Below are 13766 nucleotides of genomic sequence, written 5' to 3'. Positions count from 1 at the left end.
CCGTGCCGATCGAGCCACGGCGAGTTGCGTGGAAGACGCCTACGCAGGTCTGCTTCCCCCGATTCCGCGGGTCAGAAAGCCGCTGGCGCGAGGCATTCGGGCGGCCGCACGGATGACGGACGGACGGAAAGATGGGCGAGGGGCCTGCACGAGGGGGCAGGTGCGGGGAAAGGCGGCCGCCGGCGGCAGGATCCCGGCCCGAGCCCTGCTATCGACGCCGGTCGGAGCGCCCGGGCCCCTTCAGGCCCGCCCTCGCAGGGAGGCTACGTCCAGCACGTCCAGGACCTGCCGCTCGATGTCGTCCGCCGAGAGGCCCGCCAGGGCGTACATGTCCGCCGGGCTGGCCTGATCGATGATGCGATCGGGCAAGGTCATCATGCGGAAGCGCAGCCCTCCGTCGAACACGCCCTCCTCCGCGAGAAGCTGCGCGACATGGCTGCCGAAGCCGCCGACCGCGCCCTCCTCGACGGTGATCAGCGCGTCGTGCCGCGCCGCGAGGTCGAGGATCAGCTCACGGTCGAGCGGCTTGGCGAAGCGCGCGTCGGCCAGCGTCGGGGCGATGCCGCGCGCGGCCAGCGCCTCGCACGCCGCCTCGGCATGGGAGAGGCGCGTGCCGAGCGAGAGGATGGCGACGCCGGACCCCTCGCGCACGATCCGGCCCTTGCCGATCGGAAGGATCTCCCCGCGCTCGGGCAGCTCGACGCCCACGCCCTCGCCACGCGGGAAGCGGAACGAGATCGGGCCCTCGTCATGGGCGGCGGCCGTGACCGTCATGTGCATCAGCTCGGCCTCGTCGGCGGCGGCCATCACCGTGAAGCCCGGCAGGTTCGCGAGGTAGGCGATGTCGTAGGCCCCCGCATGGGTGGCGCCGTCCGCCCCCACCAGCCCCGCGCGGTCGATCGGGAACCGCACGGGCAGACCCTGCAGGGCGACGTCGTGCACGACCTGGTCGTAGCCCCGCTGCAGGAAGGTCGAGTAGATCGCGCAGAAGGGCCGCATCCCGGCCGCCGCCAGCGCCGCGCAGAAGGTGACGCCGTGCTGCTCGGCGATGCCGACGTCGAAGGTGCGGGCCGGGAACCGCTCGAGCATCTTCGTCAGGCCGGTCCCGTCGGGCATGGCCGCGGTCACGCCAACGATCCGCTCGTCCCTGGCGGCGAGGTCCACGAGCGTCCCGCCGAACACGGAGGTGTAGGAAGGGGCGTTCGAGGGCGCCTTCTTCTGCTCGCCGGTGACGACGTCGAACTTCGAGACGCCATGACCCTTGTCCGCGGCATCCTCGGCGGGCGCGTAGCCCTTGCCCTTGCGCGTCACCACGTGGATCAGCACCGGCCCGTCGGCGCGGGCCTTCACGGCACGCAGCACGGGCAGGAGGCTTTCCATGTCGTGCCCGTCGATGGGTCCGACATAGGAAAGGCCCAGTTCCTCGAAGAGCGTGCCGCCGAAGGTCATGCCCTTGATCATCTCCTTGGCGCGCCGGGCGCCTTCCTGGAAGCGCGGCGGCAGGAAGGAGACTGCGCCCTTGGCGGCGGCCTTCAGCTCCTGGAAGGGGGCGCCGGCATAGAGCCGGGAGAGGTAGGAGGACATCGCCCCTGTGGGCGGGGCGATCGACATCTCGTTGTCGTTGAGGATCACGAAGAGGCGCTTGCCCAGGTGCCCGGCATTGTTCATCGCCTCGTAGGCCATGCCCGCCGACATGGCGCCGTCGCCGATCACCGCGATGGCGTCGCCGACGCCCTCGGGCGCGCCGAGGTCGCGCGCGACCGCGAAGCCGAGCGCCGCCGAGATCGAGGTGGAGGAGTGCGCCGCGCCGAAAGGATCGTGCGAGGACTCGCTGCGCTTGGTGAAGCCGGACAGCCCGTCCTTCTGCCGCAGGGTGCGGATGCGGTCCCGCCGTCCGGTCAGGATCTTGTGCGGGTAGCACTGATGCCCGACGTCCCAGATCAGCTTGTCGCGCGGGGTGTCGAAGACCGCGTGGATCGCGACGGTCAGCTCGACCACGCCGAGGCCGGCGCCGAGGTGGCCGCCGGTCTCGGACACCGCCGAGATCGTCTCCGCCCGCAGCTCGTCCGCGAGGCTGGAGAGGTCGTCGTCGCCGAGCGCCTTCAGGTCGGCGGGCGAGGCGACGCGGTCGAGCGTCGGCGTCTTCGGGCGGTCTGGCATCGGCTGGCCTTCCCTAGTGGTCACGTGAGACTGTGTAACGCGCGAGAAGGCGAAGTGTATCCCCGCGGGCCCCGAACGGCGCGAGCGCGTCGCACGCCTCCGCGGCGAGGCGGCCGGCCTCGGCGCGCGCGCCCTCGACCCCGAGGGTGCCCACATAGGTCGCCTTGCCGGCCGCCAAGTCCTTTCCGGTCGCCTTGCCGACGGTCGCGGCGTCGCCCGTCGCGTCCAGGAGGTCGTCCGCGATCTGGAAGGCCCGCCCCAGCGCGTGTGCATAGGCAGCCAGCGGCTTGGGGTCCTCGCCCGCGAGGACGGCCCCCGCGGTCGCGGACCACTCGAAGAGGGCGCCGGTCTTCAAGGCCTGCATGGCGGCGATGGCCCGAAGATCGCCCGACGCGGCCCCCGCCTCGATGGTGAGGTCCCAATGCTGGCCGCCGACCATCCCGCGAAGGCCCGCCGCCGCGGCGAGCCGCGCCGAGAGAGCCAGCGCCCGCTCGGCCGGGACGCCGCGGATCGCGGCGACCTCCTCGAAGGCCAGGGCCTGCAGCGCGTCGCCCACGAGGATGGCGGTCGCCTCTCCGAAGGCGACATGGACCGTGGGACGACCGCGCCGCAGCTCGTCGTCGTCCATCGCGGGCAGGTCGTCATGCACGAGGGAATAGGCGTGGAGCGCCTCGATCGCGGCAGCGGCGGGCAACGCGGCCTCCTCCGGGACGTCCCAGAGACCGGCGGACTCCAGCACCATCAGCCCGCGCAGGCGCTTGCCGCCCTCCAGCGCGTGGCGGCACGCCTCCTCCAGCGAGGCCAGCGCGGGAGCCGCGCCCGCGAGGCGCGCGGCGAGACGCGCGCCGACGTCGCCCCGCGCCCGCGCGGCGGCCTGCGCGAGGACGGCGTCCACCCCTCAGCCGTCCAGCGGCTCGGTGCCGTCGGCGCGCCCGTCCGCATCGGCGCGGATCTTCTCGACCTTCATCTCGGCGTCCTTCAGAAGGGCCTCGCAACGCTCGCGCAGCGCGGCGCCCCTCTCGTAGAGCCTGATGGACTGATCGAGCGGCACGTCGCCGCTGTCGAGCTGCTGCACGACGCCCTCCAGCTCGCGCATCGCCTCCTCGAAGGACAGCGCACCGGGCTTCGCGTCGCTCATGTCCCCACCCCCTCGGCATAGGCCCGCGCCGCGCGGCCCAGAGCGTGGAGGTCATAGCCCCCTTCCAGCACGCTGACCAGCCGGCCGCCCGCGTGCTCCCGCGCCAACGTGCCGATCTCCGTCCCTAACCAGCGGAAGTCGTCCTCGTCCCATTCGAGCGAGGCGAGCGGATCGTCCCGATGCGCGTCGAACCCCGCCGAAACGAGGACGAGCTCGGGCCGCGCCCCGGCGAGCCAGGGCAGCAGCTCCTCGCCCCAGGCACGGCGAAGGAGGGTGCCGTCCGCGCCCGCTGGCAGGGGCCGGTTGCGGATCTGCCCGTGGGCGCCACACTCGGACGCGTCCCCGGTGCCCGGCCAGAGGGGCGATTGATGGCTGCCGGCGAGGCGGACCCGAGCCTCGTCCCAGAGGAGCGCCTGCGTGCCGTTGCCGTGGTGGACGTCGAAGTCGATCACCGCCACGCGTTCGAGGCTATGTTCCTCGAGCGCGCGCCGCGCCGCGATGGCGACCGTCCCGAGAAGGCAGAAGCCCATGGGGGTCCCGGCCTCGGCATGGTGGCCGGGGGGGCGCATGACGACGAAGTGATGGGCGGGGCTGTCCAGCACCTCGTCCACGGCGGCGCAGGCGGCGCCCGCCGCGCGCGCGGCCGCTTCGAACGAGCCCGCCGTCATCCAGGTGTCCGCGTCCATCTGGGTCCTTCCCGTCGCCGGCTCGGCCTCCCGAAGGCGATCGAGATGGCTCTGCGGGTGGCAGCGCAGCAGGTCGGCGTCCGCGGCCACGGGCGCCCCGCGGACCTCGCCCAGGCCATCCAGGGCCTTCAGGACGGCGGCGCGGCGGGCGGTCTGCTCGGGGTGGCCGGGCGGCGTCTCGTGGCGGTCGGCGGAGGGGTCGGTGTGGATGCGCAGCATGGGCCCTTCGTGGGCTTCGCCGCCGCGCTTCGCAAGCCCGCCATGGGGATCAGTCGGGGACCAGCATGTACCCCGCGCCCCGCACGGTCTGGAGATAGCGCGGCTGCTTGGGATCGGCCTCGATCTTGCGCCGCAGGCGGGTGATCTGCACGTCGACCGCCCGCTCCTGGATCGCGTCGCCGCCCGATCGCCCCAGCTCCTCCGTCAACTCGCTGCGGGCCAGGGGGCGGCCGGGCCGGCCCGCGAATACCCTCATGAGCTGGGCCTCGGTCCCGGTGAGGTGCACGGCCTCGTCGCCGTGCCAAAGCTCGCCGCGCTCGACCTCCCAGCGCAGGGCGCCGAGCCGCAGCGCGCCGGGGATGCCGGACGCGTCGGCGGGAACGTCCGGAACGCGGCGCAGGATTGCGTTGATCCGCAGGAGCAGCTCCTTCGGCTCGAAGGGCTTGGCGAGATAATCGTCCGCACCCGCCTCCAGCCCCTCGATGCGGTCGCCGCTCTCGCCCCGCGCGGTCAGCATGAGGATCGGCATGTTCCGTCCCGTGCGGAGCGCGCGCGTCAGTTCGATCCCGCTCTCGCCGGGCATCATCACGTCGAGGACGAGGAGGTCGAAGTCGAGACCCGCGAGGATGCGCCGCGCGTGCGCGGCATCGCCCGCCGTCGTCACGAGAAAGCCGTTGTTCCTGAGGTAGCGGGCCAGGAGGCTGCGGATGCGCTCGTCGTCATCGACGATCAGAAGGTGCGGATCGGGCTGGGAGAAAGGATCGGTCATCGCTGGCCGTCCTGATACCTTCGCCGCATCTCGGGGTCCATCATGGCCTCCAGGACGCGGCGGAACCCGGCGACGGCCTCGGGCCCGGCCTGGAGGTACGCCTGACGCATCCGCGCGCGCTGGGCGTCCGACAGTGCGGCCTCCAGCGCCTCCCCCTCCGGGGTGAGGGCGAGGCGACGCTCGCGGCGGTCGCGCTCGCCCACCCGGGCGGAGACGAGATCGTCGGCCATGAGCGTCCGCAGGACGCGGTTCAGCGACTGCTTGGTGACGCCGAGTGTGGTGAGCAGCTGGCCCACCGTCGTTCCCGGAAACCGCCCAATGAAGTGCAGCGCCCGGTGGTGGGCACGCCCATAGCCCCGCTCGGCGAGGATGCGGTCGGGGTCCTGGGTGAAGGCGCGGTAGGCGAAGAACATCGCCTCGATCCCGCGGCGCAGCTGCTCGTCCGTCAGGAAGAGGAGGTCGCCCTCCGCGTGATCGTCCATGCCCGCGCCTCCGCTCCGGACCAGCATAGGTCAGCGTCGTTGACGGACCAAGGTCGGGTTGCTAACCCCCATCTGGTTCTTCGCAATATCATGGCCGGATCGCACGTATCCGCGCAACTTTCGGTGTGGAGAGGGCGGTGGGCGAGACGAGCGAACTTGATCCGGTGCCGGCCTATGACGATCGGGACGGGAAGATATGGCTGGACGGCGCATTGGTGGCCTGGCGCGACGCGCAGGTCCACGTGCTGACCCACGGGCTGCACTACGCCTCCTCCGTGTTCGAGGGCGAGCGGGCCTATGGCGGGCGCATCTTCGAATCGCGTCGCCATAGCGAGCGCCTGCACTTCTCCGCCCGCGAGATCGACTTCGAGATCCCCTGGAGCGTCGACCGGATCGAGGCGGCGAAGGCCGAGGTCCTGAAGGCGAACGATCTGTCCGACGCCTATGTCCGTGCGGTCGCCTGGCGGGGCGCGGGCCCCGAGATGGGCGTCGCGTCGCGTGCCAACCCGGTCCGGCTCGCCGTCGCGGCGTGGCACTGGGGGAACTACTACGGAGACGCGAAGACCAAGGGCGCGCGCCTGGACGTCGCGAAGTGGCGGCGGCCCGCACCCGACACGGCGCCGTTCCGGGCCAAGGCGGCGGGCCTCTACATGATCGCGACCATGTCCAAGCACGCGGCCGAGGCGAAGGGCTGCTCGGACGCACTGATGATGGACTACCGGGGCTACGTCGCCGAGGCGACGGGCGCCAACGTCTTCTTCGTGAAGGACGGTGAGGTGCACACCCCCTTGCCCGACTGCTTCCTCGACGGGATCACGCGGCGGACGGTGATCGGCATGCTGCGCGACCGGCAAATCGCCGTGCACGAGCGGCACGTGATGCCGGACGAGCTGGAGGGGTTCGAGCAGTGCTGGCTGACCGGCACCGCCGCGGAGGTCACCCCCGTCGGCGAGATCGGCCCCTATCGGTTCGAGGTCGGCGCGATGGCCCGTGACATCGCGGACGCCTACGAGGCGCTGGTGCGCGCCTGAAGGCGTTCGGGGCGTGCCTCCGGCGGCGCCCGCCCTCCGCGCCGGAGCGCGCCCCGGGGGCGGGGGAAGGTCGGATGGGAAGGGTCGGATCACCCCTCCTGCGACTTCGCCGCCCGCGCCCGCCGCCGCTCCAGGCCCAGGCGCCGCTCCCGCACCGCCACGAGGATCCCCGCCCCGATGACGAGCGCGGCGCCCGCCAGCGTGCGGGCGTCGGGCGCCTCGTCGAAGAGGACCATCCCGATCCCGATCGCCCAGAGAAGCGAGGTGTAGTCGAAGGGCGCTACCGTGCCGGCGTCGGCATAGCGGTAGGACGCCGTCAGGAAGATCTGCGCGACCCCGCCCACCAGCCCGGTGACCGCCAGGAGCGTCGCCATCCACCAGCCTGGCCAGATCCATCCGAAAGGCGCCGTCAGCGCGGAGAGGACGACGCCGGAGACGGCGAACCAGAACACGATGGCCGCGGTGCCCTCGTGCTCGACGAGCCTGCGGATCATCGTCTGCGCCATCGCTGCGAGCGCCGCCGAGGCCAGCACCGCCGCCGTGCCGACGAGGGCCGCCCGCGACCGCTCCATCCCCCCGAGGTTGGGCCACGCGACGATCAGCACCCCGGCAAGGCCCAGAAGCACCGCGAGGGACCGGGTGAGGCGCACCCGCTCGCCGGCGAAGAGGACGGCGAAGACCACCACGAGCAGTGGCGTGGCATAGCCGATGGCCTGCACCTCGTAGAGCGGCAGAAGGCCGAGCGCGAGGAAACGCAGCCCCATGGCCGAGGTCCCGAACACCCCCCGCGCGAGGTGCCCCGGCACGGAGCGGACCCTCAGCCCGTCGTGAAGATGCCCGGTGGCGGCCAGCCAGAGGAGGATCACCGGCAGGGAGAAGAGCGAGCGGAAGAACACCGCCTCGCCCGGGGGGACGCCGGCCCCGGCGGCCGCCTTCACGATGGCCTGCATCCCGACGAAGAGGGCGACGGCCGCGCATTTCAGCGCGATCCCCCGTGCCGGATCATCGGTTCGCGTGGTCTCGAGGGCGGCCATGGGCGGGCCTTACGCGCCCCGCCGCAACTCCGGTAGGTCCCAGAGGTCGCCGCCGTGATGCACCGGTACCCCCATGGCCTTCAGCGCGGCGAGGGCGCGGCGCGATCCCTCGTCCGGGCCGGGCCCCGGCTCGCGCAGGATCACCCGCCGGACCCGGCCCTCGTGGCGCAGCGCGGCGTCGAGATAGACCTCCGCGTCGTGCTGGCCCGTGTCGCCGATCAGCACGAAGGAGAGGTCCGGATGCGCCGCGAGGATCGTCTCGATCGCCGAGCCCTTGTGGCCGCCATGGCTCTCCGAGATCAGCGAGGTCTCCGAGATGCCGTAGTCCTTCAGGAAGAGCGGCCCCTCGGGCAGGCCCGCCCGGGCGAAGACGTCGCGCAGGAAGTCATGCAGGTTCCAGGGCGAGGAGGAGACGTAGAACACCGGGTTCCGGCCATCCTCCGAAAGCGCCTCCATCAGCTTGAGGGAATCGGCGAAGACCTCGCGCGTCAGCGCGTTGCCCGTGAAGCTGGTCCAGAGGTTCTTGGCCAGCGAGTAGGCCCCCGTTCGGATCATCGTGTCGTCCACGTCCGAGATGATCCCGAACCGGGCGTCGGGCCGGGCGACGAGGACGGGCAGCGACGCCTCGTCGCCGACCTCCGCACCTTCCACCGTGGCCCGTATGTCCGTCCAGCCGGGCAGGGCGTCGCCGCGGGGCAGGACGAGGTGGAAGTAGCCTTCCGCGTCCGTCACGGCCGTCACGCCGCGCGCGGCGACAGTCACGCCCTCGACCTCGGACGTCAGGAAGAGCGAGGCCATCTGCCGCAGGTTGCCCAGGCGCGATTGCCCCTCGCGCGCCTCGCCTCGCTTCAGGGCCGTCAGCACCCGGCCCCGCGCGACGAGCGTCTCGGGGGTGGCGTAGCCGAGATAGGGGTCGATGACGGGCGCGCCGCGACCCCGGCGCGCGACGCGGCGATCGAGGGCGCGCTCGCCCTTCAAGGCGAGGCGGTGAAGCGAGGGGAGGATGCTCATGCGCCCCCAACACGGCGCGGGCGACACGGTTGCGTCCGTCCCGCCGGCCCATCCGGAGAGGCGCCCGTCACAAAGTCGCCGCGAGCCGCACCGCCTGGTCGATGGCGCGCTTGGCGTCCAGCTCGGCCGCCTCGGCGGCGCCGCCGATGACGTGGACGCGGCGACCCTTCGCCTCCAGGGCGTCCGCGAGGGAGCGTTCGCTCTCCTGCCCGGCGCAGAGGACCACGGTGTCCGCCTCGATCAGCTCGGGCCCCTCGCCCCGGTCGACCCAGAGGCCGCGATCGTCGATCCGCTCGTAGGAGACGCCGCCGACCATGCGGACCTCCTTCATGGCGAGCGCGGCGCGGTGGATCCAGCCCGTGGTCTTGCCGAGGCCGCGGCCGTGCTTGCCGGCCTTGCGCTGCACCAGCGTCACCGCGCGGGTGGCAGGCTCGGGGCGGGGCCCTTCGGGGTCGAGCCCGCCGCGCGCCTCGTCCGGCGGGACGACGCCCCACTCCTCCAGCCATTCCCGGAGGTCCACGGTCGGCGAGTGGTCCGTCACCAGGTAGTCCGTCGTGTCGAAGCCCACGCCCCCCGCGCCGACCACGGCGGCGCGCGGACCGACCGCCGCGCCATGCCTGAGGACGTCGACATAGGTGACCGCCCCCTCCTGGCCGGGGATCCCTGGATCGCGCGGCACGACGCCCGTGGCGACGATCACCTCGTCGAATTCCTCCAGGTCCTCCACGCGCGCCTCCGCCCCGAGGCGCAGGTCGATCGGCAGCGCCTCGACCATGCGCTCGAACCACTCGACGTAGCCGCGGAACTCCTCCTTCCCGGGGATGACCTTGGCCATGTTGAGCTGCCCGCCGACCGCGCCGTCCCGCTCGAAGAGGGTGACGTCGTGGCCCCGCCCGGCGGCGGTGATGGCGGCCATCAGCCCGCCGGGGCCGGCGCCGACCACGGCGACGGACTTGGGCGCCTCCGCCGGCTCGAGGACGATCTTGGTCTCGTGGCAGGCGCGTGGGTTCACGAGGCAGGAGCTGATCTTCATCGAGAAGGTGTGGTCCAGGCAGGCCTGGTTGCAGGCGATGCAGGGGGCGATGCGCCCGGCCTCGCCGCGCGCCGCCTTCGCCACGAAGTCCGCGTCCGCCAAGAAGGGCCGCGCCATCGAGACCATGTCGGCGCAACCCGTCGCCAGCACCTCCTCGGCCACCTCGGGCGTGTTGATCCGGTTCGAGGTGACGAGCGGGATGGAGACCTCGCCCATCATCTTCCGCGTCACCCAGGCGAAGGCGGCGCGGGGGACGGAGGTGGCGATGGTGGGCACCCGCGCCTCGTGCCAGCCGATCCCGGTGTTGATGATCGACGCGCCCGCCGCCTCGACGGCCTTGGCCAGCATCACGACTTCTTCCCAGGAGGAGCCGTCGGGAATCAGGTCGATCATGGAGAGGCGGTAGATGACGATGAAGTCGTCCCCGACCTTCTCGCGCACGCGGGTCACGGCCTCGACCGGTGCGCGCATCCGATTCTCGTAGCGGCCGCCCCAGCGATCGGTCCGGCGGTTGGTGTGGGTGACGAGGAACTGGTTCAGGAAGTAGCCCTCCGAACCCATCACCTCGACCCCGTCATAGCCCGCCTCGCGGGCTCGGGCGGCCGCCGTCGCGATGTCGTCCAGCTGCCTCTCGATCCCGGCGTCGTCCAGCTCGCGCGGAGGGAAGGGGGAGATCGGGGACTTGATCGCTGACGGCGCCACCGCCTCGGGCGAGTAGGCGTAGCGGCCCGCATGGAGGATCTGCATCGCGATCCGCCCCCCGTCCGCATGGACCGCGTCCGTGACGGTCCGGTGGCTCGCCACGTCCTCCGGCGTGAAGAGGCCCGCCGCGCCGGGCAGCACGCCCCCCTCGCGGTTCGGCGCCATGCCGCCCGTCACCATCAGGCCCACCCCGCCGCGGGCGCGGGCGGCATAGAAGGCCGCGACCCGGCCCCAGTCGCCCGTCTCCTCCAGGCCGGTGTGCATGGAGCCCATGAGGACGCGGTTGGGCAGCGTCGCATGGCCGAGGTCGAGGGGCCGGAAGAGGTGGGGGTAGAAGTCGGGCATCCATGCGCTCCCGGAAAGGGTGACGTGCGCGTCAGGTGATGCCCCGCCGGAAGGCGGAGGTCACGGAGGACGCCGCGTCAGGCCCCTTTCATGGCCATGCCCACGGCGGGGGCCCGGCATGTGGGGTCACCCGCGGGCGGTCCCGGCGCAGTGGCGGCGGAAGGCGCGCTTCAGAAGGTCCAGCTCGGCCCGCAGGAGGTCCACCTCCGCCCGCAGATCCGCGCCCGCGTCCTCGCCCGCGACCAAGGTGAAGTGCGCGAGGCGCCGCCCGCCCGGCTCCGCGACTATGCCCGTCTGGATGCCCTCGCCGATCAGCGAGGGCGGGATCGGCACGCGCACCTCCCAGAGCGTTCCCTCTATGCGCGCGACCTCGTGGGGCACCTCCCGGTCCCTCAGGGTCACGGCGAAGGGCCCCGGCTCGCCCTCGCTCTCGAGGCGGGCGGACCAGACCCCTTCGCGTATCCTTCCGTCGGTCAGGCGCACGGGCGGTGCCTCACAGCTCGGCGCGCGGACGACGGCTCAGCGTCACGTCGCGCAGCATGATCTGGTTCATCTCCGGCTCCTCGAGGATCAGGTCGAGCCAGGCCTTCCCGATCCGCTTCTCGTCGATGTCGGCGTAGGCCAGGTCGAACTCCGCCGAAGGCGTCCGGTCGCCCAGGTCCAGCTTGCGGACCATCCGGGCCGTGTTGGGCCCATGCTCGAGGTTCAGCCGCGCGAGGGCCCCCAGCGGCCTCTCGGCCTCGGCCTGCAGGTCGAGGCGCAGGACATGATGGCGGCGCAACCGGCGCGCGGCCTCCTCCGGCAGGTCGATCGCGAGCGAGAGGAAGCTGCCGTCGAAGCCGAAGACCTCCATGCGGACCCCGAACGGGGCGAGGTCCCCCTCCCGCAGGTTCCGGACCTGGCGGAGGGCGATCTCGCTCTCGGCGCAGTCGTGGAAGAGGCGCACCTGCTGTCCCAGCATGGCGCCCGACGAGACCGAGGTGATCCCGATCGGGCGAACCGGCCCGCACCACGGCTCAGGGCGGTGGGCCCAGTCGGTGCCGGCGCGCTTCGGCATCGCCTTCGATCCGATCGCCGGAAGCTGGAGGCGGCCGTCGATGACGCGGATCACCCGGTCGAGCCGCATCCGGAGGTCGCCGGCGTCCCGGCGCATCCGGCGCAGGGCCGGAAGCGGCAGCTCGCGGGCCTGCGCGAGCGCCTCGTCCCAGCGCCTGAGGACGCGCCGCTGCCGCCACCTCGGTATCCGTCCGACTGCCATGCGCCCCGTGTGCCCGCCCGTCCCCGAAGGGGGGTTAGCGCGGGACGGCGCCGGCCGGAAGGCCGTGCCGGCCCCGGCGCGGAAGAAGGTCGCGCCGCCGGGGCGGCGCCGCCTCAGAGATCGGCGTAGACGTGCTTCTCCTTCGCGGCGCCCGGGTGCGTGACCGCGCCGAGGCGCGCGCCCCCGACGAGCTGCGCGTACTTCCAGAGCGCGCCGGAGGCGTAGATCGTCTCCTTCGGGCCCTTCCACCCGGCGCGCCGCCGCGCGAGTTCCTCGTCCGAAAGGTCCACGCCGATCGCGCCCCGCACCGCGTCGATGGTGACGAGATCGCCGTCGCGCAGCAGCCCGATCGGCCCGCCATGCGCGGCCTCCGGGCCGACATGGCCGACGCAGAAGCCGCGCGTGGCGCCGGAGAAGCGCCCGTCGGTGATGAGGGCGACCTTCTTGCCCATGCCCTGCCCGGAAAGGGCCGCCGTGGTCGCCAGCATCTCGCGCATGCCGGGCCCGCCCGACGGGCCCTCGTTGCGGATGACGATGACCTCGCCCTCCTCGTAGCGGCGCTGCTTGACGGCCTCGAACGCGTCCTCCTCGCACTCGAAGACGCGGGCGGGGCCGGTGAACACCTGCTCCTCGGCCGACATGCCGGCAACCTTCACGATGGCCCCCTCCGGGGCGAGGTTGCCCTTCAGGCCCACCACGCCGCCGGTCTTGGTGATCGGCTGGTCGACGGGGTACACCACCTTGCCATCCGCTTCGGAGGTGACGCGGTCCAACTCCTCGCCCATGGAGCGGCCCGTCGCGGTCACGCAGTCGCGGTGGATCAGGCCGGCGCGGTCCAGCTCCTTCATCACGACTGGCACGCCGCCCACCTCGTAGAGGTCCTTGGCCACGTACCGCCCGCCGGGCTTGAGATCGACGAAATAGGGCGTGTCGCGGAAGATCTCGCACACGTCGTCGAGGGTGAACGCGATCCCCGCCTCGTGCGCGATGGCCGGCAGATGGAGGCCCGCATTGGTCGAGCCGCCCGTGCAGGCGACGATCCGGGCGGCGTTCTCCAGGCTCTGCCGCGTGACGACGTCGCGCGCCCGGATGCCGGATTCCAGCAGCGCCATCACCGCCTGGCCGGACGCCTCGCCCAGCGCGTCGCGGCTCTCGTAGGGGGCGGGCGCGCCGGAGGAGAGAGGCAGCGCCAGCCCGATCGCCTCGGCCACGCAGGCCATGGTGTTGGCAGTGAACTGCCCCCCGCAGGCCCCGGCCGAAGGACAGGCGACCTTCTCGAGCTTCTCGAGGTCCTCGGCGCTGTTCAGCCCGGCCTGATGGCGGCCCACGGCTTCGAACACGTCTTGGACGGTGACGTCGCGCCCCTCGAACCGCCCGGGCAGGATCGAGCCGCCGTAGAGGAACACGCTGGGCACGTTCAGCCGCACCATGGCCATCATCATGCCCGGCAGGGATTTGTCGCAGCCCGCGAGGCCGACGATCGCGTCATAGCAGTGCCCGCGCATGGTCAGCTCGACCGTGTCGGCGATCGCCTCGCGCGAGGCCAGGCTGCTGCGCATCCCCTCGTGCCCCATCGCGATGCCGTCCGTGACGGTGATGGTGGTGAATTCCCGCGGGGTGCCGGAGGCGGCCTTCACCCCCATCTTCACCGCCTGCGCCTGCCGGCCCAGGGCGATGTTGCAGGGCGCCGCCTCGTTCCAGCAGGTGGCCACGCCGACGAGGGGCTGGTGGATCTCCTCCTCCGTCATGCCCATCGCGTAGTAGTAGGAACGATGGGGCGCCCGGCTCGGACCTTCCGTGACGTGCCGGCTGGGCAGCCTCGACTTGTCGATGACGCGCTTGAGCATGGACCTCTCCCTCGATCTGCCGGGCGGGGGCATACCGCCGCCCGGGCGGGG

13 protein-coding genes are annotated in these 13766 nt (G+C 72.4%); 1 reads left to right on the top strand and 12 read right to left on the bottom strand.

Translation table 11 applies throughout. The annotated features are described in order from the left end of the window. Nucleotides 1–240: 240 nt before the first annotated feature. Genes dxs through BCF33_RS11010 form a run of 6 tightly spaced genes read right to left on the bottom strand, consistent with a single transcriptional unit; the run spans nucleotide 241 to nucleotide 5454 of the window. Nucleotides 241–2160, bottom strand: a complete 1920-nt coding sequence (dxs, locus tag BCF33_RS11035) for a 1-deoxy-D-xylulose-5-phosphate synthase (RefSeq protein ID WP_106160976.1) — start codon at nucleotides 2158–2160, stop codon at nucleotides 241–243. A 13-nt stretch (nucleotides 2161–2173) separates the two neighbouring features. Next, nucleotides 2174–3055 (bottom strand): polyprenyl synthetase family protein, encoded by an 882-nt coding sequence (locus BCF33_RS11030; protein WP_106160975.1) that lies wholly within the window; start codon nucleotides 3053–3055, stop codon nucleotides 2174–2176. Between the two features lie 3 nt (nucleotides 3056–3058). Further along, nucleotides 3059–3298, bottom strand: coding sequence for an exodeoxyribonuclease VII small subunit (locus tag BCF33_RS11025; RefSeq protein ID WP_106160974.1), 240 nt, complete (start codon nucleotides 3296–3298; stop codon nucleotides 3059–3061). Further along, a complete protein-coding gene (locus BCF33_RS11020) occupies nucleotides 3295–4203 on the bottom strand; it encodes a histone deacetylase family protein (RefSeq protein ID WP_106160973.1) in 909 nt (302 codons plus the stop codon). The genes BCF33_RS11025 and BCF33_RS11020 overlap by 4 nt, the downstream gene beginning before the upstream one ends. A 49-nt stretch (nucleotides 4204–4252) precedes the next feature. Continuing rightward, on the bottom strand, nucleotides 4253–4972 hold the full coding sequence (locus BCF33_RS11015) for a response regulator (RefSeq protein ID WP_106160972.1): 720 nt from the start codon (nucleotides 4970–4972) through the stop codon (nucleotides 4253–4255). Continuing rightward, on the bottom strand, nucleotides 4969–5454 hold the full coding sequence (locus BCF33_RS11010) for a MarR family winged helix-turn-helix transcriptional regulator (protein ID WP_106161599.1): 486 nt from the start codon (nucleotides 5452–5454) through the stop codon (nucleotides 4969–4971). Before BCF33_RS11010 ends, BCF33_RS11015 begins: the two co-directional genes overlap by 4 nt. A 164-nt stretch (nucleotides 5455–5618) precedes the next feature. Here BCF33_RS11010 and BCF33_RS11005 point away from each other — a divergent pair, with 164 nt between their 5' ends. Beyond that, nucleotides 5619–6485 (top strand): branched-chain amino acid aminotransferase, encoded by an 867-nt coding sequence (locus BCF33_RS11005; protein WP_106160971.1) that lies wholly within the window; start codon nucleotides 5619–5621, stop codon nucleotides 6483–6485. Nucleotides 6486–6574: 89 nt separating this feature from the next. On the opposite strand, the gene BCF33_RS11000 is transcribed toward BCF33_RS11005, so the two are convergent. The 6 genes from BCF33_RS11000 to ilvD all read right to left on the bottom strand — a co-directional run bounded on the left by BCF33_RS11000 (nucleotide 6575) and on the right by ilvD (nucleotide 13715). Continuing rightward, nucleotides 6575–7519: a DMT family transporter gene (locus BCF33_RS11000; RefSeq protein WP_106160970.1), complete on the bottom strand. Its 945-nt coding sequence runs from the start codon at nucleotides 7517–7519 to the stop codon at nucleotides 6575–6577. Nucleotides 7520–7528: 9 nt separating this feature from the next. Then, nucleotides 7529–8530, bottom strand: a complete 1002-nt coding sequence (locus BCF33_RS10995; protein ID WP_106160969.1) for a phosphatase domain-containing protein — start codon at nucleotides 8528–8530, stop codon at nucleotides 7529–7531. A 67-nt stretch (nucleotides 8531–8597) separates the two neighbouring features. Continuing rightward, nucleotides 8598–10610 carry an NADPH-dependent 2,4-dienoyl-CoA reductase gene (locus tag BCF33_RS10990; protein WP_106160968.1) on the bottom strand — a complete coding sequence of 671 codons (2013 nt, stop codon included), beginning with the start codon at nucleotides 10608–10610 and terminating at the stop codon, nucleotides 8598–8600. Nucleotides 10611–10736: 126 nt separating this feature from the next. Continuing rightward, nucleotides 10737–11093 (bottom strand): hypothetical protein, encoded by a 357-nt coding sequence (locus BCF33_RS10985; protein ID WP_106160967.1) that lies wholly within the window; start codon nucleotides 11091–11093, stop codon nucleotides 10737–10739. A gap of 10 nt (nucleotides 11094–11103) precedes the next feature. Then, on the bottom strand, nucleotides 11104–11868 hold the full coding sequence (locus BCF33_RS10980) for a DUF6478 family protein (RefSeq protein ID WP_106160966.1): 765 nt from the start codon (nucleotides 11866–11868) through the stop codon (nucleotides 11104–11106). Between the two features lie 113 nt (nucleotides 11869–11981). Continuing rightward, a complete protein-coding gene (gene ilvD / locus BCF33_RS10975) occupies nucleotides 11982–13715 on the bottom strand; it encodes a dihydroxy-acid dehydratase (RefSeq protein ID WP_106160965.1) in 1734 nt (577 codons plus the stop codon). Between the last annotated feature and the right edge of the window lie 51 nt (nucleotides 13716–13766).

Origin of the sequence: Hasllibacter halocynthiae (genome assembly GCF_003003095.1) — a bacterium.
GTDB classification, from domain to species: domain Bacteria; phylum Pseudomonadota; class Alphaproteobacteria; order Rhodobacterales; family Rhodobacteraceae; genus Hasllibacter; species Hasllibacter halocynthiae.
This window is presented reverse-complemented; position numbering and strand designations above follow the sequence as displayed.